At 45.3% G+C, this 23,811-nt stretch carries 24 protein-coding genes and 5 tRNA genes; 8 read left to right on the top strand and 21 right to left on the bottom strand.

Going from position 1 to position 23,811, the window contains the following annotated elements:
* Positions 1 to 73: 73 nt before the first annotated feature.
* The 4 genes from ACO05Z_RS09425 to xerD all read right to left on the bottom strand — a co-directional run bounded on the left by ACO05Z_RS09425 (position 74) and on the right by xerD (position 4,849).
* On the bottom strand, positions 74 to 430 hold the full coding sequence (locus ACO05Z_RS09425) for a LapA family protein (protein ID WP_015851832.1): 357 nt from the start codon (positions 428 to 430) through the stop codon (positions 74 to 76).
* Positions 431 to 450: 20 nt separating this feature from the next.
* Complete coding sequence (locus ACO05Z_RS09420; protein WP_421901918.1) at positions 451 to 939, bottom strand: HIT family protein; 489 nt, start codon at positions 937 to 939, stop codon at positions 451 to 453.
* A 330-nt stretch (positions 940 to 1,269) separates the two neighbouring features.
* A complete protein-coding gene (locus ACO05Z_RS09415) occupies positions 1,270 to 3,924 on the bottom strand; it encodes a CBS domain-containing protein (RefSeq protein WP_421901917.1) in 2,655 nt (884 codons plus the stop codon).
* 10 nt (positions 3,925 to 3,934) lie between these two features.
* Positions 3,935 to 4,849 (bottom strand): site-specific tyrosine recombinase XerD, encoded by a 915-nt coding sequence (xerD, locus tag ACO05Z_RS09410; RefSeq protein ID WP_421901916.1) that lies wholly within the window; start codon positions 4,847 to 4,849, stop codon positions 3,935 to 3,937.
* A gap of 115 nt (positions 4,850 to 4,964) precedes the next feature.
* Here xerD and ACO05Z_RS09405 point away from each other — a divergent pair, with 115 nt between their 5' ends.
* The 5 genes from ACO05Z_RS09405 to ACO05Z_RS09385 all read left to right on the top strand — a co-directional run bounded on the left by ACO05Z_RS09405 (position 4,965) and on the right by ACO05Z_RS09385 (position 10,304).
* On the top strand, positions 4,965 to 6,131 hold the full coding sequence (locus ACO05Z_RS09405; protein WP_421901915.1) for an LL-diaminopimelate aminotransferase: 1,167 nt from the start codon (positions 4,965 to 4,967) through the stop codon (positions 6,129 to 6,131).
* Entirely contained in the window at positions 6,110 to 6,625 is a 516-nt protein-coding gene (gene folK, locus ACO05Z_RS09400; RefSeq protein WP_421904180.1) for a 2-amino-4-hydroxy-6-hydroxymethyldihydropteridine diphosphokinase, read from the top strand. The genes ACO05Z_RS09405 and folK overlap by 22 nt, the downstream gene beginning before the upstream one ends.
* 53 nt (positions 6,626 to 6,678) lie before the next feature.
* Entirely contained in the window at positions 6,679 to 6,945 is a 267-nt protein-coding gene (locus ACO05Z_RS09395) for a transcriptional regulator (RefSeq protein ID WP_421901914.1), read from the top strand.
* A gap of 28 nt (positions 6,946 to 6,973) precedes the next feature.
* On the top strand, positions 6,974 to 7,624 hold the full coding sequence (locus tag ACO05Z_RS09390) for a transaldolase family protein (RefSeq protein ID WP_421901913.1): 651 nt from the start codon (positions 6,974 to 6,976) through the stop codon (positions 7,622 to 7,624).
* Positions 7,625 to 8,216: 592 nt separating this feature from the next.
* On the top strand, positions 8,217 to 10,304 hold the full coding sequence (locus ACO05Z_RS09385; protein WP_421901912.1) for a tetratricopeptide repeat protein: 2,088 nt from the start codon (positions 8,217 to 8,219) through the stop codon (positions 10,302 to 10,304).
* A gap of 225 nt (positions 10,305 to 10,529) precedes the next feature.
* Here the strand turns inward: ACO05Z_RS09385 and ACO05Z_RS09380 are convergent, their stop codons facing one another.
* Together ACO05Z_RS09380 and ACO05Z_RS09375 are read right to left on the bottom strand one after the other, a co-directional pair.
* On the bottom strand, positions 10,530 to 11,783 hold the full coding sequence (locus tag ACO05Z_RS09380) for a M20 metallopeptidase family protein (protein WP_421901911.1): 1,254 nt from the start codon (positions 11,781 to 11,783) through the stop codon (positions 10,530 to 10,532).
* Between the two features lie 19 nt (positions 11,784 to 11,802).
* A complete protein-coding gene (locus ACO05Z_RS09375) occupies positions 11,803 to 11,994 on the bottom strand; it encodes a hypothetical protein (protein WP_421901910.1) in 192 nt (63 codons plus the stop codon).
* Positions 11,995 to 12,194: 200 nt separating this feature from the next.
* Here ACO05Z_RS09375 and ACO05Z_RS09370 point away from each other — a divergent pair, with 200 nt between their 5' ends.
* Complete coding sequence (locus ACO05Z_RS09370; RefSeq protein ID WP_421901908.1) at positions 12,195 to 13,568, top strand: bacteriohemerythrin; 1,374 nt, start codon at positions 12,195 to 12,197, stop codon at positions 13,566 to 13,568.
* A complete protein-coding gene (locus ACO05Z_RS09365) occupies positions 13,569 to 14,258 on the top strand; it encodes a DNA alkylation repair protein (RefSeq protein WP_421901907.1) in 690 nt (229 codons plus the stop codon).
* A 92-nt stretch (positions 14,259 to 14,350) separates the two neighbouring features.
* Here ACO05Z_RS09365 and ACO05Z_RS09360 read toward each other — a convergent pair.
* The 11 genes from ACO05Z_RS09360 to rimI all read right to left on the bottom strand — a co-directional run bounded on the left by ACO05Z_RS09360 (position 14,351) and on the right by rimI (position 19,916).
* Positions 14,351 to 14,437 (bottom strand) — tRNA-Leu (locus tag ACO05Z_RS09360).
* A 571-nt stretch (positions 14,438 to 15,008) separates the two neighbouring features.
* Positions 15,009 to 15,095: transfer RNA gene (locus ACO05Z_RS09355), tRNA-Leu, on the bottom strand.
* 327 nt (positions 15,096 to 15,422) lie between these two features.
* Positions 15,423 to 15,881: an acetyltransferase gene (locus ACO05Z_RS09350; RefSeq protein WP_421901906.1), complete on the bottom strand. Its 459-nt coding sequence runs from the start codon at positions 15,879 to 15,881 to the stop codon at positions 15,423 to 15,425.
* 59 nt (positions 15,882 to 15,940) lie between these two features.
* A tRNA-Leu gene (locus ACO05Z_RS09345) sits at positions 15,941 to 16,027 on the bottom strand.
* A gap of 134 nt (positions 16,028 to 16,161) precedes the next feature.
* On the bottom strand, positions 16,162 to 16,629 hold the full coding sequence (locus ACO05Z_RS09340; RefSeq protein WP_421901905.1) for a hypothetical protein: 468 nt from the start codon (positions 16,627 to 16,629) through the stop codon (positions 16,162 to 16,164).
* Positions 16,630 to 16,728: 99 nt separating this feature from the next.
* A tRNA-Leu gene (locus ACO05Z_RS09335) sits at positions 16,729 to 16,815 on the bottom strand.
* 130 nt (positions 16,816 to 16,945) lie between these two features.
* Positions 16,946 to 17,032, bottom strand: a tRNA-Leu gene (locus ACO05Z_RS09330).
* Positions 17,033 to 17,087: 55 nt separating this feature from the next.
* Positions 17,088 to 17,426, bottom strand: coding sequence for a preprotein translocase subunit SecG (secG, locus tag ACO05Z_RS09325; RefSeq protein WP_421901904.1), 339 nt, complete (start codon positions 17,424 to 17,426; stop codon positions 17,088 to 17,090).
* Between the two features lie 43 nt (positions 17,427 to 17,469).
* Positions 17,470 to 18,225: a triose-phosphate isomerase gene (tpiA, locus tag ACO05Z_RS09320; RefSeq protein ID WP_421901903.1), complete on the bottom strand. Its 756-nt coding sequence runs from the start codon at positions 18,223 to 18,225 to the stop codon at positions 17,470 to 17,472.
* On the bottom strand, positions 18,225 to 19,415 hold the full coding sequence (locus ACO05Z_RS09315; protein ID WP_421901902.1) for a phosphoglycerate kinase: 1,191 nt from the start codon (positions 19,413 to 19,415) through the stop codon (positions 18,225 to 18,227). Before ACO05Z_RS09315 ends, tpiA begins: the two co-directional genes overlap by 1 nt.
* A 36-nt stretch (positions 19,416 to 19,451) precedes the next feature.
* On the bottom strand, positions 19,452 to 19,916 hold the full coding sequence (rimI, locus tag ACO05Z_RS09310; RefSeq protein WP_421901901.1) for a ribosomal protein S18-alanine N-acetyltransferase: 465 nt from the start codon (positions 19,914 to 19,916) through the stop codon (positions 19,452 to 19,454).
* A gap of 131 nt (positions 19,917 to 20,047) precedes the next feature.
* Here rimI and ACO05Z_RS09305 point away from each other — a divergent pair, with 131 nt between their 5' ends.
* Positions 20,048 to 20,563 (top strand): NUDIX hydrolase, encoded by a 516-nt coding sequence (locus ACO05Z_RS09305; protein ID WP_421901900.1) that lies wholly within the window; start codon positions 20,048 to 20,050, stop codon positions 20,561 to 20,563.
* Position 20,564: 1 nt separating this feature from the next.
* Here the strand turns inward: ACO05Z_RS09305 and ACO05Z_RS09300 are convergent, their stop codons facing one another.
* Genes ACO05Z_RS09300 through ACO05Z_RS09285 form a run of 4 tightly spaced genes read right to left on the bottom strand, consistent with a single transcriptional unit; the run spans position 20,565 to position 23,631 of the window.
* Positions 20,565 to 21,341 carry an inositol monophosphatase family protein gene (locus ACO05Z_RS09300; RefSeq protein ID WP_421901899.1) on the bottom strand — a complete coding sequence of 259 codons (777 nt, stop codon included), beginning with the start codon at positions 21,339 to 21,341 and terminating at the stop codon, positions 20,565 to 20,567.
* A 1-nt stretch (position 21,342) separates the two neighbouring features.
* Positions 21,343 to 22,368, bottom strand: coding sequence for a rod shape-determining protein (locus tag ACO05Z_RS09295; protein WP_421901898.1), 1,026 nt, complete (start codon positions 22,366 to 22,368; stop codon positions 21,343 to 21,345).
* Positions 22,369 to 22,395: 27 nt separating this feature from the next.
* Positions 22,396 to 23,421, bottom strand: coding sequence for a GAF domain-containing protein (locus ACO05Z_RS09290; RefSeq protein ID WP_421901897.1), 1,026 nt, complete (start codon positions 23,419 to 23,421; stop codon positions 22,396 to 22,398).
* 3 nt (positions 23,422 to 23,424) lie between these two features.
* Positions 23,425 to 23,631 carry a DUF6485 family protein gene (locus tag ACO05Z_RS09285; RefSeq protein WP_421901896.1) on the bottom strand — a complete coding sequence of 69 codons (207 nt, stop codon included), beginning with the start codon at positions 23,629 to 23,631 and terminating at the stop codon, positions 23,425 to 23,427.
* Between the last annotated feature and the right edge of the window lie 180 nt (positions 23,632 to 23,811).

The following is a 23,811-nucleotide window of genomic DNA, read 5'->3' as shown; positions in this document are numbered from 1 at the left end:
TCGGACGCCGTCATTTTTTTCTTTTTAAATACGCTTAAAAAGGACACGTATACTCCGTAATTATGCGCTTACTTTATTCAGCAGGCTTCTCTTCGCTTGCTTCAGCGGAGGGATAGTTGCCCTCGTCGAGGGGCAGGTTGCGGAGAGAGTTTACTTCCTGCTCAAGGTTAGCCATTCTGGTACGACAGGTACGAAGCTGTCCGGAAAGACGAATCTTATCAGCCATGAAGTAGAGCAGGCAAAGAACGGAACCTGCAGCAAAAGCAATCAGGATCAACAGGTAGTACGGAAGAGGCTGGCTCATGAACTTGTAATTGAACAGTTCGATGGACAGAGTAACTTCCTTGGAAAGTTCGGGGGTATTCTGAATGAAAAATACCATGGAAAGGAAAAAGAGAACTACCAGAGCCAAAACCTTCAAGTAACGCATGAAACCCTCCTTAGTGTTACTTAACGACAGCAGCTGTCAAATAACGGCTTGAGCCTTTTATAAGTTGAAGACAAGTGATCGGGAATTACATTTGTTTCTCCGAACACTGCCATAAACGATGCGTCCCCGTTCCAACGGGGCACCAATTGAAAATGGAGATGGGCGGCGATCCCAGCTCCGGCTGCTTCCCCAATATTCAGGCCGACATTTATCCCCTGAGGGTTGCATGCCTTTTCCAGAATATCGCAGCTTATGGTTATATATTTCATGATCTCCGAAGCTTCCGCTTCTTTAAGATCAGTGAGTTTACTGACATGACGGTAAGGCGTAACCATCAGATGACAGTTGTTGTAAGGAAATTTATTCATAATTACAAAGCAGTGTTCAGCTCTGTGCAGAATTAATCTTTCCTCATCCTCGTCAGTGTGTTCCGGAATACAGAATACACATTCATCCGGCTTAGGACCAAGAATATAGTCCATCCGCCATGGTGCCCATAATACGTCCATCTGTAAAATAACCTTTACAATACCTTCGCATGGCGGTGAAGATATTGTCCGACTCTCCTGCTAAACTGGAAGCAGGGACTGTTAGCATTGTCTTTTATCAAACAATATTAATTTCCAGTAATTAAATACCAGCTAATTATCAACAATAAATATGGAAAAAACAGCCTAAACGCAAAAAAACATTCAAGAGCGGCTTTTTTTCATGCTTATTGAAAAAGTCCGCATGTTCTACACATGTTGCTCGGCAAGAGCAAGGGAAACAAAAAAAAAATCACATTGATATAATGTATAAACAGCCAGTTGCAGGTTTTACTGGTGATTTGCCAAGCTTCAATTTTTAATCTTATTCTTTAAGAATTGAAGTTGTTCATCCCTTCCCTTCAGTTTTCCATCAAGACAAGCAAGTTTAACCTGATTAAGGAATTCAGAATATAGAGGGCCTGGTTCAAGACCTAATTCTTTTAAATCCTCACCCGTTACATCAATGCTTTTCAGCCTCAAGCTGGTCAGATACTGGGATACGTATTTTTTAATCATTTCCCGTTTGGTGCGGGCCATGATGAAAAGTACTCCTTCCAGCGGAACAGGCTTGAGAGTTTCATAAATTTCGCTAGGCTTCATTTCCTTTTTGATATTCATGATGTTTCCGGCTGCCCAGAACACAGTATCCCGTAGATGGACGAATTCCTTGCGTTCACTGGGGGAAAAGCTGAACCGATCATAAATCTGCTCCATCTTGGCTTTGGAAATTCCCATACACATTGCTAGAAAATATGTTTTCCAGATTGAAAGCGGCGGCTCCAGATACAACAAGCTGTACCAGCTCATAAGTCTTTCAAGCTCAGCAATTACCTGTGATCGGGCTGAATTGAGCACCATCAAGGGATGAATTGCCTCAAGTACACCCAGCTCATTCATGCGTTCGATGCTATGCAGCACGTTAGCTTCATTTAGTATAATGCGCATTTCGTGAGTCAGGCGATAGCCGGAAAGCTTGTTGATCAAATTCAACTTGAGAGCGTTCTTAATCAGGTTAAGAGTCTGGCCACCTATTTTGAAATCAAAACGCTGTTCAAACCTGATGGCCCGCATGATGCGTGTGGGGTCTTCGACAAAGCTTAGGGCGTGCAATACACGAATAGTTTTGTCCTTCAAGTCACGTTGTGAACCGAAGAAGTCGACCAGTTTTCCGAAATTGGATGGATTAATGTGCACAGCCAAGGCGTTGATGGTGAAATCTCGGCGGTACAAATCCATCTTAATGGATGAGAGTTCAACAGTTGGCAGGGCAGCTGGATATTCGTAATATTCCAGTCGTGCAGTTGCCACATCCACCCGCTGACCGTCGGGCAGGATAACCACCGCAGTCTTGAATTTGCGATGGTATTTTGCTCGGCCATCCATTTTTTGAGCCAACTTCTTGGCAAAGGCGATCCCGTCACCTTCGACAACCAGATCAAGGTCAAAATTGGTTTTAGTCAGCAAAACGTCACGTACAAATCCACCGACTACGTATGCTTCGGTACCAATTTCCGCAGCCATTTCTCCGGCAGTCTCAAGGATGTCGAGAATCTTGTTGGGCAGACGGTTGCGCATAATGTTGCGGATGTTGCGCTCCTGTTTTTTGTCCGGAAAAAGGGATTCAGGAATACGCGCAGGGTCCTGCACCAGCATATTGATCAGGTCGGTCCGGGTGACCACAGCCTCAACCCGGTCATTTTCCACAACCGGAACCAGCCTTTGTTTTTGGCCAAGGATGATTTCCATGACCCGGTGCATTCCGGAATCGATCTTGATGGAGGAGAAGGGGTGCTGCATGTAAATTTCAACTTCAACATCTCCCAGATCGTGAGCAAGAGCTTTGTCCGCGGTTTTATGTTCCAGAAGTCCGACAACTCGCATATTTTCCATTGTATCAACAACCGGAACACCTTTCAGGCTGTACTGAGTCATCCGTTCTACAGCTTTGGAAATGGTCATATCACGAGGGATTGCCACCGGGGGTTTGGACATGATGGACTCAACATTCATACGCGGGGTGACCTTGGAATAAAGCAGGGCAAAAAGTTCATCACGAACTTCCGCCAATGTGCGATCTTTGATGGTCGCCGAGGCGGCATAAACATGGCCTCCGCCACCGAAAGCAGTACAAATTGCACCCACATCTATATCCGGTGTCCGTGAACGGGCAACGAGATGGATGCGATCGTTCATGCGTCCTAGCGCAAAAAGAACCTTGATATTTTCAACATCCATGAATTTGTGAACCAACACGGAAAAATCAACCACATACTCAGACGTACTAATCTCGGAAATGACCACATCCAGATCATTAATAGTATGAGTGGTTGCGCCCTCGAGTAGTCGACCAAGTAGGGTGATCTGCTGCGCAGAAAGATCACGGTTGAGCAGATCAGTTATTACATCCAGCTCCATACCATTTTTAAGCAGCCACTTTCCGGCCTCAAAATCATGCTCGGTAGTGGAGTTGAATGTGAAAGAGCCTGTGTCTTCATAAAGCCCGAGCCCCATGATGGTTGCTTCTTCCTGATTGATTTCAATCCCTCGTTCACGAATCTCATGGGAAAGGATGGCAACACTCGACCCCCAAGGCTTTTTAATGATGAATTCAGGATTAAGGTCACATTCGGATTTCATATGGTGATCATATATATGAATTCGTAACCCCGGATTCTTGAGAATTGGATCAACATGAATAATTCTTTTGCGACGCGAAGTGTCGACCACAACCAGAAGTTTGACCGCGCTTTTGTCTATTTCTTTTAAGTGCTTGAAATTAAAAAAATAAGTTGCGCTCTCCATATAGAAATTACGCAGGTTCTTTTCCTGACTTCCGGGAAAAATCAGGGTGGCATCGGGATACAATTTTCCAGCAGCTACAATAGCGGCCAAACAATCGAAATCCGCATTTACGTGGCCGGTAATTATTGTTTCAGCTTTTATTAATTCATATTTTTTTGACATTCTTAAAATCTCACATTACAGAACGGGGGTGAAAGCGTTTATGAAGCTGGACCAATCTTCCGGCTTGAATATGTGTGTATATTTCGGTAGCATTAATGTCTGAATGACCGAGAAGCAACTGGACTGTACGCAGATCCGCACCGCCATCCAGCAAGTGGGTGGCAAACGAATGCCTAAAAGTGTGTGGAGATATTGAACGTTTTATACCTGCTTCCAGTGCGAACTTCTTGATCAGTTTCCAGACTCCCTGTCTGGTCAGTCCTTTTCCTGATCTGTTTAAGAAGATGTTCTTGACCTTAGGATTAAAAGCAGGACGCCAATCCTTAATGTATTGGTTTAAGAAATTTTGCGCCACATAGTGAATCGGCACCAGCCGTTCCTTGGAACCTTTGCCGAAAATAATGAGAACTCCGGTTTGAGGATCAAAGTCTTCAATGTTAAGGTTGATCAGTTCGGAGACTCTCATTCCGGCTGCATAAAGCAGCTCAAGCATCGCACGATCGCGAAACCCTAGTTTTTCGGTCAGCTTGGGCAGGGCGAGTATGCGACCGATTTCTTCCGGTGAAAGGAACTCAGGAATTTTTCTGGGGAGCTTCGGGTTTTCCAGCAGAGTTGCAGGATCTTCTTTAATGAATCCCCGCGACGTGCAGAACGCGAAAAATCCCCGCAAAGACGAAAGATGCCTCGCCAGCGAGGTTGATTTCAATGCTTTCGACCTTAGATATGTAAGGTAGAGCAGCAATGTCTGACTTGTGGCGTCTTCAATTTTCGCGGACCTTTTTTCCAGAAAAGACTGAAAAGACTCCAGATCACTCAGATATCCATTAAGGCTATTCTCTGAAAGACCACGCTCAATGAGCAGGTATTCCAGATAACGGTCGATCCATTGGTGTTTACAGGATGTATTGTTTTGATTCTCGGTCATATTCCATACTCATTACACGTATGACCGCGACTGCTCAAGATGATTGACAGAGCAAACAAGCACATTTAATACGTTTTGATAATAATTTAACCAAAAATGACAGGAGCATATCGAAATGCCAGAATTTAAACTTGCCGACAGACTCGCAACACTCCCCCCGTATCTCTTTGCAGAAATTGACAGACTCAAAGCTGAAGTAGCAGCTCAGGGAGTAGATATCATCAGCCTCGGCATCGGCGATCCTGACCTTCCGACTCCCGATTTCATTATTGAAGCACTGCATAAAGCGGCTAAAAATCCGGTCAACCATCAGTATCCTTCTTATGTAGGTCTGCTGACTTTCCGTCAGGCAGTTGCCGACTGGTACAAAGAAAGATTTAACGTGGAACTGGATGCAGCAAGTGAAGTTGTTTCCCTGATCGGTTCCAAAGAAGGTATCGCTCACTTCCCGCTGGCTTTTGTTAACCCCGGCGATCTCGTACTGGTAGCTTCCCCCAACTATCCGGTTTACCCGGTAGCCTCCGGTTTCGCCGGTGGTGAAGTTGAAATGATTCCCCTTCTGGAAGAAAACGACTTCCTGCCTGACCTTGACGCAATTAGCGATGAAAAATGGGATGCCTGCAAGATTTTCTTCGTAAACTACCCTAACAACCCCACATCCGCCACCGCAACCCCCGAGTTCTACGCAGAGCTGGTTGCTAAAGCCAAGAAGCACAACGTTATCATCGCAGCTGACGCGGCTTACACTGAAGTTTACTACGATGAAGACAAGAAGCCTATTTCCATTCTGGAAACTCCCGGCGCTAAAGATGTGGCCATCGAATTCCATTCCCTGTCTAAAACTTACAACATGACCGGCTGGCGCTGCGGTATGGCAGTGGGTAATGCCTCACTCGTGGCAGGACTTGGAAAAATTAAAGAAAATGTCGACTCCGGTATCTTTCAGGCTGTACAGGAAGCCGGAATTGTTGCACTTAAAGAAGGCGAACCTTACGTTAAGGAATTCCGCAAGATCTACAAAGAGCGTCGTGACTGCGTTATCGAAGCTCTAGAAAAGATCAATATTTCCTGCAAGGTGCCTGATGCATCCATCTTCGTATGGGCTAAAACTCCCGAAGGCTACACTTCTTCCGAGTTCGTATCTAAGCTCCTGAAGGAAACCGGTGTTGTTGTCACTCCCGGTAACGGCTTCGGCGAATCCGGTGAAGGGTATTTCAGAATTTCGCTGACTGTTGATACCGATAGGCTCAAGGAGGCAGTATCACGGATATCCAAACTATAGACGTCTACGTCAGTCTTGGTTCAAATCTCGGAGACTCTGAAGATAATTTGAATCAGGCTGTTGCTAGGCTGGAAAAATATGAAGGTATTGATCCTGAAGTCTGGTCTGAAACTTATGAGACCGAACCTCAGGGATTGAAAGATCAGCCGTGGTTTAAAAATCAGGTGGTCCGTTTTCAAGTTGACCCCGAACTCTGGTCCGCAGAAGGCTTCCTTTCTACGCTTCAGGCAGTAGAAGGGCAGATGGATCGGGTTAGGGAAGTTAAAAACGGCCCCCGGACTATAGATCTGGATATTATTCTTTTCGGAGACCGGGTTATTGACAGCGGGAATTATCTTACTGTTCCCCATCCTCGGGCATTGGACAGGGCATTCGTGCTTTTGCCCATGACCGACATTGATTCGGAACTCGTCTTTCCCGACGGAACATCCGTTGCCGACGCTCTGAAGAAAATCGATTACCGCACCGAAGGTAATAAGATTTATCAGGATTAATTCTTGGGCCGCATCTGCTACAGGTGCGGCCTTTTTATTGAGGTATAGAAGTTATGATGAAATTTATTGTTATCGCTATTGCTGCTTTTATTATGTGGAAGCTCTTCAGCGGTGATCAGAAGAAAAAGCAGGAAAAAGAAAGCAAGGACTTCAATAAGAAGGTCAAGACCGGCGAGATGGTTAAAGATCCCATCTGCGGAGCTTATGTGCCGAAAGATGGCGACATCCGGGTGCGTAACGGTGAAAAGGTCGAGTGTTTCTGTTCATTCGAATGCCGCGACAAGTACATCAAGCGTATTGAGGCTGACAGCGGCGAGTAACTAGTTTGCAATATTTCGGTGAACCCTTTTGACCATAGTTGAAAGGGTTCTTTTTTTTGCGCCTGAAAAAGGGCAGGGGAGTTTCATGAAAATCTACCTCAAAACCTGTTCTCTGTATGAAGTAAGAAAAGCAATTGAGTACAGTCTCATCGATGGTTTGAGTTTGCTTCCTGAGGATGGAGAAGAGAAATGCGTTGCTGCTGACAATGATTCAAAATCAATAGTCAGTTGCATAAATGGTCCTGTCTTCGTCCCGGTTAGTGGTAATAGTACTGAGAAGATTCTTAACGAATCACTTCAGTTATTGAGGCTTAGTCCCAGCACAGTGATCAGCATTAAAGCTACACTTGAAGGTTTTAAGGCCTGTAAATTATTAGCGTCAAAAGATGTCTCTGTAAAAATGGGCGGACTGAGCAGCGTCACCAAGGCCATTATGGCAGCTAAGTCCGGAGCTGATTTTGTAAGTTTCAATATGAATACCGTACAGGAACAATTAGGTAGCGACTATTCAATTCTTGGTGAAACAATAAGTCTGGTAGGAATCCATGGTTTGCGAGCAAAGGTTCTTGCTGAAGTTTATGATGACTCAATTGACCTGAATGATCTGACTCGAATGGGGATCAATGGCATTGAGCTTCCTTTTCAAACTTTGATGAAATTTATGGAGAACGACAGTTAGCGTCAAGTTGACAATTGCATAAATTTTATTTGAAAGCTTTGTTGGACCGAGTGTCGAACAAGGCTTTTTTATTGATAAAAAATTGACCTCCAAATTTAGCTCCTAAGCATTTTAAATTAATTTTCTAAGCTAGGCTTCATGGGACAATAATACAAAGCTGAAACCTAACAAGTCCCCAGAACAAATCAAGAAGACAGGTCATAAAACCCAAAAAACATTTTTAGGCTCACAATTGGACCAACTTGAGTCCTGCGCCATGTAAGTTGCTGATATTACATACTTTATACACTAGTCTCATAATGTAAATTATGTAAACTTTAGTAAGTGAACTCGACATGCTGTGTATGGTTTTCAACCCTATCCTTATTCAAGTCGATAAGTTCTTATTCAATTAAATATTAAAAACTAACTAGTTAATCCTTATTGATAACCATGATTGCTGTTGCTGATTCGCTATTGCAGCTCTAAGCCACTTTCTTGCGTATTAATTGGGTTCTGTTGCCGATTAAATTTGCCTCTTGGGACGCTTTTCTTTATCTCAGTGGTAACTAACAATTCACGTTGATTTGAAATTTCAATCCATGAGGTTTTCATGAATTCGAGACTTAAGAAAAAGATATTACCTTCCCTTCTGGCTGCGTCTGTTTTGTTCGGCGCAGGAGGAAATGTATTTGCCGCTTCAGCCGTGAAAAAAGATTCATTTGAATCCTGGCTGGAAAAATATGGCGCATGGGACATTCTGGAACAAAACTATTCTCAGACTGGAGATACTCCGGAGCTGATCTTGAAAAGAGCTGAAACAGCATTTAATCTTGGCCGCTATTCAGCTTGTCTGGAAGCTCTGCAATCCACACCGGCTTTCACGGATAAAACTCAGGAGATTACCCGTCTTTGGCTGGGCGGTAAATGTCAGCGTGCCCTTGGTGATCCTGTTAAAGGAGTGATCTGGTTTAGTCAGGCTGCTCGCTTGATGGATCAGAATGTGATGGTGGCTAAATTTAAAGAAGATTCACACCTCAAAAGCATCTGGTTTGATGTTTGGCGCTCCCTCTATTGGGGCTATCGGGTTACACCTGAATCTGCTCGCGAATCTCGCAAAATGCTCCTCGAACAAACATTTGGGCAGGCTGAAAAAGTCTGGCCCACAACCTATTTTGTTATCAACAGCAAATCCAAACTTGGTACTTTGAACAGCACTTCAGAGAACCTTCCGATTGTGAGCAATTCAACAGCTGTAGGTGGTGAAAACCGGATGTATATCGCTCAGTCTTTAGCCGCAGCAAGCATTGGCGAATGGGAAAAATCAAATCACGCTCTGGATATGGTATCCAATTCAACTGTCCAGACTTTCTGGAAGTCCGTGAACCATTACCTTGAATCCGGAAAAATACCCGAGTCAGTTTCTATATATAATGAAGAGAATCTGGTCCGACCGGTTTCATTTATTAAGGCAGGGGTTTTGGAACCTGCAATAATCTCCCCTACTCTTTGGCAGCTTGGTGCTCCGACATCTTCAGCATGGAATGTCTTCCGCAAAAAACTGATGGAAATGGAACCGCAGGAAGCTCTGGAAACCATTGACCGCGAAACCGGTTCGTTGCTGCTCTCCAGTGATTTGGTTAATGCTTTGCAAAATTACCGTTTAGCTTTTGCATTTTTGACTGGAGATATGGAACTTGCCGAGAATGTTCTCAAGCGACTGGATAAAGACACCCTGCCAATGAGTCTCAGGATTGCCAGCGGTATTGCTTTCAAACTGCCTTTGGCCAGAGTGCTTAGCACTGCCGATTACGGAAAAAATGACCACCTCTACATAATTTCAGGTCTCAGTGAAGCTGCCGGGATCGAGTATTTTTCAGAAATCAATACACCATTTTGGAAAGCCACTTCATCCAAAAAGCTCAATGGGCTCATTAATAATAACCCCTTGGACAGACTTCTCGTCTTTGCAGACTTGGCAAAACAGGCTGATAAGAAGCAAAGCACTAAGATTGCCCGCCGCTGTGCATTTCTGTTTCCCAAGTCTAAGCTTGGAGCAGAAAGCTTTATTTATCTGGCTGATCTGGCAGCCCAGACCAGGGATTTCAAACTTTCCGCCTATTATTTGAAACGGGTTGATCAGGACAAATTCGGTCCGGAACTTCGTTTGAAATGGCTCACCGCCGCAGTGGCCTACGATCTTGCGACAGGGAAAGATGATAAGGCCATGAATGCCTACAATGAAATTCTTCAGTCCGGCGGAACTCTCCCGGCAGAAAAAGAATTGAAGTTGGCTCTGATGATTCAGCAAAAAGGCGACCTAAAAAAAGCTCAAGCGATACTTGAAAGAATCTGGTCTGGCCGTGATCAGTTGGAAAATGATGAATTACGTGCGGAAGTCCTTTTCTGGATTGCTGAAGGTGAACACGCTCTCGGCAAAAAAGAAAAAGCTCTCAAGCATTATCTTGAACTGGCTTGGGAATTCCCGGAACAGAATATCTGGGCAGTGACCGCCATGTATCGTGCTTCCATGATTTATGAACATAAGGGGCAGTTCGAAACTGCCAAACGGTTCTTGAAAACAGTCATCAAACGCGCTGACCGCAAAGCCCAGAAGGAAGCTGCAAAAGCAAGACTCAATGCCATCGATACCAAGTTGGCCAAAGTCGGAGCAGGAAAAGAGGTTAGTTTTCCTTTTTAATTAAACTTCGGGGACCAGAGAAACATTTTGGAAAAAGTTTCTCTGGACTCTTCAAAAACTTTCAATAGTGCTTCGCCAACAAAACGCAAAGGCCCTGCTAAAATTTGTAGCAGGGCCTTTGCTGTTAAATAAAAGTGACAACGAAGCTTAATAAAAGTTTTTGGAATTTTTAAACCCTTTTTACACAAAGGGTTTAAGGCTCCCGGCAGGGTCGCCGAAGGCAAACTATCTCAAAATTCTTAACACACTTCCCGCCATGGTGGTGACGGCAGTCTTGATAGTCGGTTCCGGCGGTGGATAAAATTTACTGTTATGAATGGATGGCGGATTGATTCCTTTTTCATGGAACAATGCCATTTCTTCAGCAGATGTTGCCCCGGTAAAGAACAAACATGAAGGAGTTCCTTTGCTGCCAGCAGTCCTAAACAGGGAAAAATCCTCACTGCCCATGACCATTGCGGCTTCATGAACTTTATCTGCCCCAAGATGTTCCCCGGCAGCTTTGCGGACAATGTCAGCCAACCTGCTGTCATTGGTTGTGGCAGGCAGATCGCTTTCATTATCAAATTCAACGATGGGCAGCAGATCTCCAGACAATCCCATGGACAGAGCTTCGTATTTGCAAATTCTTTTCACGGATTCAAAAATACGGTCATGTCCTTCATCATTACAGAATCGTGCGGTCACTTCCATAACCACTTTGCCGGGAATAATGTTGGCGCGAGTTCCGCCATGAATGGAGCCTACAGTGACAACGGCCGGATCAAGCGGACTGAATTCCCGGCTGACAATGGTCTGTAACGAAGTCACAATCCGAGCGGCCAGCACCACAGGGTCAATACATTCCTGAGGAATGGCACCATGCCCCCCTACTCCGCGAACGGTTATTTTCAGCTGGTATGTTCCGGCCATGATCGGACCGGATTTGACCATGATATTCCCGGCTTCAAGCTTGGGAATAACGTGGGTAGCGAGGCAATAGTCAGGAGCACCGAATTTTGTAAAAAGCCCCTGCTCAATCATTGTCCTTGCACCGGACATGGATTCTTCTGCGGGCTGACCGACAAAAAGAACTTTACCGTTCCAGCTTTCTTTGGATTTGGAAAGAACTCGAGCAGTCCCAATAAGTGTGGTCATATGGACATCGTGACCACAGGCGTGCATCACACCAGTATCGTTGCCGGAAGGGTCTTTGCCCCTGACAGAACTGGCGTAGTCCAGCTCAGTCTCTTCGGTGATGGGTAATGCATCCATGTCACCACGGACCATCACGGTCGGACCATCTCCATTTTCCAGAACACCGACTACACCGTATCCGCCGAAATTACGGGTTACGGAAATACCGCATTCTTCCAACTGATCAGCAACCAACTTGGAAGATTTTTCTTCCTCATTTGAAAGTTCAGGGTTGGCATGCAGATGCTTATAGATTCCAACTAGATCATCCAGTTCAGCTTGAACCAGTGTATTCAAATCCATTTAAGTTCCTTTCGCTCAATTATTCTTTGTCTTTGCTGCTGCGAGCGGACATTTCAGTGTGTGCCCTGCGTTTGGCATCATCGAGAATAGGATGAAGAAGTCCAACGATATTACGGACATTGAGATTTTCAGCTTCTTTTGAACAGAGCAGAACATCAAGAGCGTCCAGACCGTGGAAGATGTAATCTACACTTTTTTTGATATCACTCATTTATGAAACTCCTTTAAATGAAATTCTCTATATTTACAGGCAGATTGAATTGTATTGCCTGTAATCTGTGATGTCTATGAAAATTATCGCATCTGCCGTTGCTAACTGGCAGCCAATTGGTTGATAAAACGGTAAAGTTCCCATATTTTATTTAAAAACAATCACTTCGCATATAAACACATTGGAAAATAAGCTGCAAGATGTCATCTAACATTCGTCAAAATATTCAACTACTAGTTGCTTTTTTCACAGTCCTTTTGGGTGGGACCGCGGGCTATCTATACTTCGAGAAAAACTGGTCCGTGCTCGATGCACTCTACATGACTGTGATTACCATCACCACCATCGGGTTCGGAGAAATACATGACCTTTCTCCTGCCGGAAGGATTTTCACAATTGTCCTGATCTTTGCAGGACTTGGCCTTGCCGCTGTTTTTGTGGCTCAGGTCGCTAAAGTTATTGTTCAGTCAGGAATCAGAAACCTTTACGAGAAGAAGAAAATGAACGACAAAATTAACAAACTTAAAAAACACACAATTGTATGTGGTTACGGCAAAATTGGTCGGGCTATTTCCCTGAAGCTCTATGAACTGGGTTTGGATTTTGTTGTTCTGGATAATGACGAGGAGCAATTAACTGAGGCTGAACAGCGCGGATACAAAATTCTGCACGGAGATGGAGCTGTGGACGGGGTATTGCTTTCAGCCGGAATTCGTCGAGCGGATTTTATCGTGCTCTGTATTAATGATGATGCCAGCAACATTAATATATCACTCGCCGCCCGGGAACTTAATCCGGACATTTTTGTGGTTGCGCGCGGTACTGATCCGTCCATTGAATATCGCATGCTCCGCGCCGGAGCCAATACTGTGGTCTACCCGCTTGATCTCGGCGGTGAACAGATCGGACATATCCTGGCCCGCCATGCAGGAGTGGCCGAGCCGGAAACTAAAGGACCTGCTGCTCATGAAGTAATGGGTTACAGCCTGCGCATTTTTCCTCATTACGACAGCACCCCGATCACAGTAGCAGCAGTAAAAGAAAAAACTGGAGCCATCAACGCGTTGGTTCTGCATCGGGCAGATGGAACTGATATTGAAAATCCTGCCGATCAAATGGAACTTAATTACGGAGATTCCGTATTAGAGCTGGTCAAAAAAGATGGAGCCTGTTGCGAATTGCAAAGCAACATCAAATGGTCCGAAGATCTGCTGCTCGGGATTCCTTCTATTGATGCCGAGCATCGGGTATTGGTCCGCTATGCTGAAGATTTCCAGACCGCCCTTCGCGATGGTCAGGATCACGAAGCGATTGCTCGACTTTTCGATCGTCTGCTGGAATACACTTCCAGTCACTTTGCCCGCGAAGAAGCATTCATGCAAAAGCGCGGCTTCCCTGAAATTGAAAAGCACATGGAAGAACATCGCCGCATCACCCGTGAGGTCATGGACCTGAACCGGGACAAAAAATACATCTTCCCGGACAGCATTGATTCATTTCTGCAAGATTGGATTATCAACCATATCAATAACACAGACCGGAAGTATGTTAAGTATTTGAAGGGGGATGGGTAAATGTCCACCCTCCTCCCCACCATCCGCAAAACCCTGCAAGCCCTTGCTGATCCCGAACGCGCACCGGGTATGAAGAAGTACATGAAATCCGAAATGGATTTCTACGGCATCCGCGCTCCCTTGCGCCGCAAACCATGTATTCAGATTTTTAGAGAAAATGAGCCTTGGGATTTTGATAAATGGCAGGCGGCAGTGCTTGATCTTTGGCGCGGAGCCGAATTCCGTGAAGAGCGATATACCGCTTTGGAGCTGGCCGATTGGAAGCCCTGTCATAAATTCCATACCTGGGAAACTTTACCCATGGTGGAAGAGATGATTGTTTCCGGCTCATGGTGGGACTATTGCGATGACCTTACCGGACCGTTGGGAAATATTCTGCGTGCTGAACCTAAACGTATGAAAGCTTTGATGCTTGAATGGTCCACAGATGAACATCTGTGGAAGCGGCGTTCATCCATCCTCTGTCAGCTTCACTTCAAAGATGAACTTGATTTCGCTTTTCTGCAGCAATGCATTGAGCCTAATATTGAATCTAAGGAATTCTTCCTGCGCAAAGCTATCGGCTGGGCCCTGCGGGATTATGCATGGACTCATCCGCAGATTGTGAAAGATTATGTTGATGCAAATTCGGATAGGCTTTCGGGCTTGAGCAGGCGCGAGGCTTTGAAGAATATGCATAAGCTTTTGTAGACGTTCTATCTATATATCTGGCTGGAAGGAATTGCTGCCGCACAAACGCAAAAAAGGGTTGAAGCTTTCGCTTCAACCCTTTCTCTGTTGCATGGTGCCGAGGGGGGGATTCGAACCCCCACGGAATCTCTTCCACTGCCCCCTCAAGACAGCGTGTCTACCAGTTCCACCACCTCGGCAAGAGGTGTACAACGCGTTAACCGCGTCGTGTGAAGAAGTGTTTACGTAAATCCGAGACCCTTGGCAAGATGTTTTTATCAATAATTTCAACATAAAACCATTTAATGTCTCAAGCAAACGCTGCAAAATCACATCAAATTTACAAGTTTTCCACATAGCTCAAATTTAACGCAAAAATCCATTTCGCTACCCCCAGACCTTCAGCGCAACTCAATACATACAAAAGGTCCCAAAAAACGATTATGGGCCTAATCTGAAGGTGATATTTTTAGCAACCAATTATACATTTAAGCCGGAGTCATTGTTACCAGATCCGCCTAAAGCACCCCTTCAACAAAAAACAATGTGTTCATAAAATTCTAAAGCTAACTGCATCGATTTATTGCAGGACAATAAGCGTCTCAAATTTTCAATATCGTTTTCAGTACAAAAGTGATGAGATGTACGAACAAATCTTTCCTGAATTATACCTGCTCTTCATAATCGGCTTTGGTTACATCACTAATAATCATACTTGTCCAGATACGAAAAAAGGGTTGAAGCTTTCGCTTCAACCCTTTCTCTGTTGCATGGTGCCGAGGGGGGGATTCGAACCCCCACGGAATCTCTTCCACTGCCCCCTCAAGACAGCGTGTCTACCAGTTCCACCACCTCGGCAAGAGGTGTACAACGCGTTGCCGCGTCGTGTGAAGAAGTGTTTACGTAAATCCGGCACCCTTGGCAAGATGTTTTTTTAATAATTCCAAAAAAAAGTTTAGACTGTCTTTTTATCAATAAATTCAAGATATATTCATTTGATTAGTCAATCAAATATAGCAAAAAAAAGCCAAATTAACCTCGAAAAACATCTACTTTTCTACACCATTCCGATTTGGCGTAAAATTCAATTCTGCCGCACCCACCTTTTTAGCGAGACACGAACATGCAAAATAGTCTAAAAGTCGATTCTGAGCTAATTCTGAAAGTGATATTTTCAAGAGCCGATTATACTTTAACAGCAGTGTTTTTGTCTGCCAGTTCCATATGCAGGAGAGGAAATGGCTTCCCCTGCCCATCCAGAGCAGACCTTCCGACTACACAAAATCCGATGTGCTCATAAAATCCCAAGGCCTGAGGATTCTGTTCATTCACATCAACTTTGGTGACCCCCAATTCCTGGATAGCATGCTTACACAAAGCCGAACCAACGCCCTGCCCCCTGCTTTGCGGATCAACAAAAAGCATTTCAAGGTTTTCTTCAGCAACGCCGGAAAAACCGAGAATTTTTCCCTGGGAGTCTTTAGCGCACTTCAAGCAAACAGCATCGAAGTATTGTTCCAGAATGAGCGGCCGTAAATATTCAATGTCGCTATCAACAAGGAAGTCATGAGTTGCACGAACAGATCTTTCCCAGAGTTCAATCAGCTCGGCATAGTCACTTTTGGTTACATCACTAATAATCATTTTTGCTCCTGATACGAAAAAAGGGTTGAAGCTTTCGCTTCAACCCTTCTTCTGTTGCATGGTGCCGAGGGGGGGATTCGAACCCCCACGGAATCTCTTCCACTGCCCCCTCAAGACAGCGTGTCTACCAGTTCCACCACCTCGGCAAGAGGTGTACAACGCGTTACCGCGTCGTGTGAAGAAGTGTTTACGTAAATCTGGCACCCTTGGCAAGATGTTTTTAACAATAATTTGAAATTAATTTAATTCGGCTTTTATCAATAAAATCAGACCATAAGAATCAGGTTTTAAGCTTGCGTGCTGTCTTCGTTTCATCATCATACTCCCAAAATTCAACATCATCTGGGATAAGATGATAATTGGTCTTAATATAATATTCAGCCAAGGTGCAGTTATGCTTCGTACAAAAATCTCGCAGCACAAACATTATCTTTCTCAGTCCAGATGGTGCTGCGACAAAATAATACATTGCTTCGTTCCATTTAGTCATCTTTGCACTTGGAACATTTCCACCAGAAGTCCATTTGTGAGTTTTACACTCAACTATAACTTTTTGCTCACGACATCCCAAATCAAATGCATGCTCTTTGGTTTTTCTGAAATCAATACCAATAGACATCTTGATTCCATGTTTGAGTCTCAAACCTTGAGATTGCCAAAAAGCCTGCGCTGCTAACTCAAATTCCCTGCCGACGTGTGAATTGGAAATAGAGCCTTTACGCTGAAATGGTTTGTCGTGGTTAGGCATAATGTAACTCCAAGCTAGAATGAAATAAGCACGTTACATTGTCTGTCTTCAAAACGCAAAAAAGGATTGAAGCTTTTGCTTCAACCCTTTTTAGTTGCGTGGTGCCGAGGGGGGGATTCGAACCCCCACGGAATCTCTTCCACTGCCCCCTCAAGACAGCGTGTCTACCAGTTCCACCACCTCGGCATGAGGTGTCGTTTTAAAAACGTCTTGTTGAGGAAATACTTAACGCTCTCAAAACATATTTGCAAGATGTTTTTGCAAATAATTACTCGTAATATTTAGGTTTTTTCTTTCGAAGCACCTGCTTTTCAGATGGTGCCGAGGGGGGGATTCGAACCCCCACGGAATCTCTTCCACTGCCCCCTCAAGACAGCGTGTCTACCAATTCCACCACCTCGGCTCTGAAATACGAGCTGTATATTTTAAAGAACTTCAGTGAAGTTTTTAAAAACTTACTATTTGGTCTCTTCTGCAGGAGCCTTAGCGGGCTCTTCAAAAGTGACAGCAGGCTTTTCTACTTCGGGAGTGATGATGGTGTCACCTTCAAGCATGACAGACTCATCAGCAATCCTGTTGCCGGAGAGGTAGTTGTAAGAGAGAGAGGTTACAAGAAAGATTGCTGCCAGAAATGCAGTTATCTTTACGAGAACTCCACCTGCTCCGGTGCTACCGAAAACAGATCCACTTCCTCCGCCGAAGATTACGCCCATGTCTTCTTTACCGCTCTGTAAAAGAACGAAAACGATCAGGAAGACGCAGGCGATAATGTGTACAGTAATTACGAGCGTTTGCAAAGCTTTTTTTCCTTTATTTTTTCACCTGGAATAAGGCAGATATTTAAGCCAGTGCGATCTGGCTGAAACTTTCCGCGTCCAAGCTCGCGCCTCCTACCAAGACTCCGTCCACATTGTCAAGTGCAATGATCTGAGCGCAGTTGGCAGGCTTAACGCTTCCGCCGTACAAGATGCGGATTTCATTGGCTTTTTCAGGGAAAAGTTTTTTCAGCTTTTCTCTGACAAAACCGTGAGCTTCAACGATTTCGCCTTCGCCGGCCACTTCACCGGTACCGATGGCCCACACAGGCTCATAGGCAACAACAACGGTTTCGGGTGCGAAGTCGGAAGCTACATTCTTTAAACCAGCTTCGAGCTGTTCGTCAATAACCTTCTGTACTTCCCCGGCTTTTCTTTCATCGATAGTTTCACCGATGCACAGGATCATGGACAGGCCGTTTTCGAGACCGAAAGCAACTTTCTCACCTACCAGCTCGTCAGTTTCTCCCATGATTGCACGGCGTTCGGAGTGCCCTGCCAGTGCGTATACGCAACCAACATCCTTGAGCATTGCAGGAGAAATCTCACCGGTAAAAGCACCTTCAGCCTTGGGGTAAAGGTTTTCAGCGGAAAGATGGCAATCTGCGTTTCCTGCCAGCACGGAACCTACGGTTTCCAGAGCGGTATAAGGAGCAGCGATGACAACTTCACGATCAGCGGGAAGTTTACCTTCAATTTTATCAAGAAGACCTTCCGCAGTTGCCTTTGCTTCTGCGCGGGTCTTGTACATCTTCCAGTTAGCTGCCATTAATTTTTTCATTAGCTGTTCTCCTTAAGTGCTTTGAATGCGGGAAGTTCTTTACCTTCGAGAAACTCGAGGAAGGAGCCGCCTCCGGTAGAAATGAAAGTAAACTTGTCTTCAAGTTTAGCCTGATGCACTACTGCGTCGGTATCACCACCGCCAACAATGGTGGTTGCGTCCTCAAGGTTAGCCATAGCTTCACAGACCTTGAGGGAACCATGTGCAAAGGGTTCTTTTTCAAACAGGCCCATGGGACCGTTCCAAACGATGGTCTTGGAGCGTTCGATTACTTCGCAGAATTTCTTAGCAGATTCAGGACCGATGTCGAGCAGCATGCCGTCCTCAGGAACGGAATCGCCGTCGCAAACGCCCTGCGCGGTATCGATGTCTTTACCCCAGACAAAGTCAGTGGGCAGATGCAGGGTTGTGCCGGAGGACGCAGCCTTTTCCATGATTTCCTTAGCGGTATCCACGAGGGATTCTTCAACAAGGGATTTACCGACAGCCTTACCCTGTGCAAGCAGGAAGGTGTTGGCCATGGCGCCGCCGATGATGAAGTCATCAACTTTACCGATCAGGTTGTTGAGGATGCCGAGCTTGGAGGAAACCTTGGCACCGCCGGAAACAGCGATGTAGGGCTTGCGGGCATTCTTGAGTGCTTCTCCGAGGTATTCCCATTCCAGCTTGAGCAGGAAACCGGCGCAGCACTCTTTTGCAGCATAAGGAACATCAACAACGGAAGCGTTGGCACGGTGGGCAACGCCGAATGCGTCGTTTACATAAATATCAGCAAGGGCGGCGAGCTGTTTGCCGAAATCGCCGCGCTCTTCAGGAGTCTTGGCCTGCTCTTCAGCGTGAAAACGCAGGTTTTCGAGCATCATGACCTGCCCTGGTTTCAGCTCGGCAGCCATTTTTTCCACCTCAGAACCGATGCAATCAGGAGCAAGGGGAACTTCCATTCCAAGGTATTCGCCAAGACGCTTGGCAGCGGGAGCAAGGCTCAGGGAATCGACTTTTTTGCCTTTGGGCTTACCCAAATGAGCCATGACGATAACCGAAGCGCCCTTTTCAAGTGCATATTTAAATGTAGGGACAGCGGCTTTGATGCGGTTGTCGTCAGTGATGGTTTCACCATCCAGGGGGACGTTGAAATCAACTCTCATCAGCAGTTTTTTTCCTGCAATATCAAGTTGGTCAATGAAGCGCATGATCACTCCGTGGTTAAATCGGTTTGAGTTTACTGACTAAAAATCCAAGTCATACAGGAGGGCATCTTCCCTTGTATCCGGATAGTAATTCTTCCTGACTCCCACCTGCACAAAGCCGAGACTTTCATAAAGCCCGATAGCGGGAGCATTGGATTCCTTAACATCCAAAAGCCCTCTTTTCACATTCATCTCCCGGCACCTTTGCATAAGATCCAGCATAAGTGCCTTGCCAATTCCCTTTCTTCTAAACTCCGGGTGTACTCCCAAATTGAGAACTTCCATTTCATCCAGCACTATTGAATAGGCCAGATAACCTACCAGCATCCCCTGCTCTTCGTATCCGAGCACAAAGAATGCCTTTTTTTCCAGCCCCAGGCGGAACTGTTCTTCGGTCCAGTAGTATTCAAAACACAGTGACTCAAGAGCCCTGAGTTGACTGAGATGTTCCGGACCGAGATCGAAAATTTTTTGAGTGCCAGAGATGACTTCCGCGCTTTTCATAAATAGGTTATCTACCTGTGCATTGGTGGAAAGTGTGAGTTCACAACCAAAGTCAATATGAACCTCATACACGCAATTTCTATGAATTGAAAGAACGTCTGTGTTCAAAAACGAAAAGAATTTGTTTAAAAGTGAAAAAAAATCATGTTCAGATCGAGGTTGTCGACCAGAACAACCGTCCTTTGACAAGTATGGACATAAATGAAGTCCACCGGCAGTCATTACTGCATCGCTCGGTGATTATACTTGTCTATGACAATGAAGGAAAACTTTTTCTTCAAAAAAGAAACCCGCAACAAAAATTGTATGCAGGACGCTGGGATGTTTCAGTAAGCGGGCATGTGTATACCGGCGAATCCAATGAGAAAGCGGCCTTGCGAGAGCTTGAGAGCGCGCTTGGAATCCGTAGCTCCAGCCTGAAGTTGATCGAAGAAATCAAAGCATCGTCAGAGACAGGCTACGAATTCATTTCCCTTTTCATATTGGATAAACTGAACACAAATCCTGAGTTAATGAAAGAAGAGGCTGATTCCGGCTACTTTTACTCTGAAAGCGAGCTTGACTGGCTGATTCGTGAATATCGCGAACTGCTGGTTCCATCCCTTGTCTTTCTGAATGACCGGGAGCTGCTCTTCAAATTCAAGTAAGCTATTCTTTGGGCTGAATCAGCCCATCAAGCTTTTTGTGAATCCGGGAGTTAGTAGCAAGAATCGTGGGTGAATATAAATTGAATTCGCCAAGTCCGTATTCGGTAACGCGTCCACCAGCTTCTTCCACCAGCAACCATCCGGCAGCCATATCCCATGGTTTAAGGGAATTTTCATAGTACCCTTCATATCTGCCGCAAGCTGTGTAAGCCAGATCAAAGGCTGCCGCTCCGGGACGGCGAACACCCTGCGTTTTAACCAGTACTCTGCTCAACGCATCGGTGATGAAATCAACATGTTCCTCGATGGCGTAAGGAAATCCGGTAGCAATTAGGGATTCTTCTAGGGAATCACAATCCGACACATGAATCGGTTCACCGTTCATAAAAGCCCCGCCGCCGCGCACAGCAGTGAACACTTCATTTAAAATAGGCAGATTAACTATGCCGAGTACCACCTGTCCGTTCTCCCAGAGGGCAACAGAGGTAGCAACCATGGGTAATCCATGGGCGAAATTAGTAGTCCCGTCAAGAGGATCAATGATCCATGTACGGTCCACAAGTTCGGCATCACCGGAAGTTTCTTCAGCCAGAAATGACGACTCCGGCAATATTTTTGCAAGCTTCGCTTTAAGAAATTTCTCAACAGCCAAATCTGTCTCAGTGACGAGATCAATGCGGCCTTTATGCTTAATTTTCTTAGGCTTATTGTAGCTTTCCTTGATTATTTCACCAGCTTCAAGGACAGCCGCAGTAGCTTTTTCAAGTAGTGATTGCATATTAATTGATATAAACTTTTTCAAAGCCTTTATCTTTCTGGAAGCTTAGTCCGGTACCGCGCACAACTGTGGTCAGCGGATCGTCATCGATAATGACCTTGAGGGAACTCTCACGGCTTATTAATTGATCCAACCCCTTAAGAAGGGCCCCGCCACCAGCCAGAAGCAAGCCGTTATCTGCGATATCAGCCACAAGTTCCGCCTGTGTCCGTTCAAGAGCAACCCTTACAGAATGGACAATAGCGGCAACAGGATCGGCAATGGCTTCCCTGATCTGAGCGTCAGTAATTTCAATAGACTTGGGTTTACCGTCCAACAGATTTCGACCGGAAACAGTCATGGTCAACGGCTCAGGCAGTTCAATGGCAGAACCAATCTGAATCTTGGCTCTCTCAGCAGTATTTTCACCGACCAATAATTTAAATTCATCCTGCATGTAGCGCATGATAGCGAGGTTCATCTCATCACCGGCAACACGTACGGACTGACTGTGAGCCACGGAAGAAAGGGTGATAACAGCAACTTCGGTAGTACCTCCGCCGATATCTACAACCATATTTCCTTCAGGTTCATGGATGTTCAGTCCGGCACCGATAGCTGCGGCCATAGGTTCTTCAATGAGTCGCACCTCGCGCGCCCCGGCCTGTTGGCCGGATTCAATAACTGCCCTTTTCTCGACCTGAGTAATTCCGGTGGGCACGCAGATAATGATCTTGGGTTTGACCAGATTACGGCCTTTGATCGCTTTTTTAATGAAGAAAGCGATCATTTTCTTTGTCACTTCAAAATCAGCGATAACACCGTCTTTCATAGGACGGATGGCTTTGATTTTATCCGGGGTACGCCCGAGATATTCCTTGGCTTCCTTTCCCACGGCGATGACAGATTCATCCCGGGCATCGAGGGCAACGACAGACGGCTCATTAAGGATGATTCCATCCTTCGGGGTGTAAAGCAGTGTGTTTGCCGTTCCAAGGTCCATGGCAAGGTCCTTGCCGAAAAAACTCATTATTTTAGCCCACAACATATAAATCAGGCCTCATGCATGAAGCGGTTAATTGTCGTTGATCAAAACCGGATCGGTTTTGGACGGGGTTACTTTCTGCAAGGCTGTTCGAGCTTCCGCAAGCTTGCTTTTCAGAAAGAGATTTTCAAGGAACTGGTTAAGATATTCAGATACCATAAACAGGAAATCCTTCAAGTCTTCATCAATTCGTTTCGGTTGTTCATTTGCCAGCACAAGAACTCCCCGGGTCTTACGCTGAAAAACAAGAGGTAGGCAGATAACACTCATGAAATCCACGGTGCTTGCACTTGCTCCAAGGAGACTTGAAGCAGCCTGTCCGGCATTATTCTCTTCTATGAAAATTGGTTCATTATTTTTATAGACCCAGCCCACAAGACCGCTTCCGAGAGGGAAAGCCATGGATTTTGGGTCGCCCTTATGCAAGATAGGCTTGTTTTCCCCTTCCATATAAAAAGAAGTTCCTCTCTGATCGATAACAGTGAGGAATGAATGGGAAAATCCGCTTGTTCCAGCAGTCATATTCAGCAGGTTATCCAAAAAAGAATTCCATTTAGGCTGTCTTTTGCGCAAATCATGCAGCAGCTTAAGAGTCATGAAATATTCATTTTTTCTGCCATCTGCATCAACAGAGCGAATGCAGGAAAGCATGGAAGTAATCATCTTTCCGAATTGGGAAAGAATCTTCAGATCCTTGGTGCTGAAAGAATAAGTACGCTTGCTGTCAAGGCATATGGCTCCGAGAGATTGCTCTAAAGGGGTTCCCATAAAGGCTTTGACCTTGGAATCCTCGCGGTTCTCGTAGTACCCGAGGGTTGTGGCACCCTTGCGGTCCATATTGTTAATGAAAAGAGGTTCATTCTTACCGATTACAATCCCGGCAAGGCTTTTCTTCTGTAAAGGAGTTCCCTTGGGCGAGATGTCATCGCCGAGACTGAAATATGTGGACAGAGAAAACCCATGCTGCCCGTCCGGTAGAAAGAGCACTACACTATGTGCCTCAAAAACATTACAGACGATGCTGAGAATATTAATTAAAATTTCGTTTCTAGGCATGCTCTATTTGGTCCTGCACTCGATGAAATAATCAATGCTCCGATTATAAGTTTTTTCCTGCTCCGGTGTAAAGTAGCAGGCCGGCAGCTGATCCTTGGCGCGGTGGTATTTGACACACTCGCAGCAGGCACCGGCTCTGGGGCAGCCGCTGTAGGTACAGGGACAGTCAATTTTATTCTTCTCGATATTGGAGCAACCGTCTAAACTCATATATTTTCATCCTTAAATTATGGTCATTAGAAAAGACAGATATCTTATGATATAATCAAATCCGTATCATTCTTATTTGAAAGAACCTTCCCGGTCAACAGATACCCGGTTTAATACCATCCCTTTTTGAGGCTCCCAAAGGGGCTGGACTTTACAAAAAAGGTCATTTTTTCACCCAAA

The sequence above is a fragment of the Maridesulfovibrio sp. genome (assembly GCF_965230075.1).
Classification (GTDB): domain Bacteria; phylum Desulfobacterota; class Desulfovibrionia; order Desulfovibrionales; family Desulfovibrionaceae; genus Maridesulfovibrio.
The sequence above is the reverse complement of the archived record's forward strand: the minus strand, read 5'-3'. Positions and strand labels throughout refer to the sequence as shown.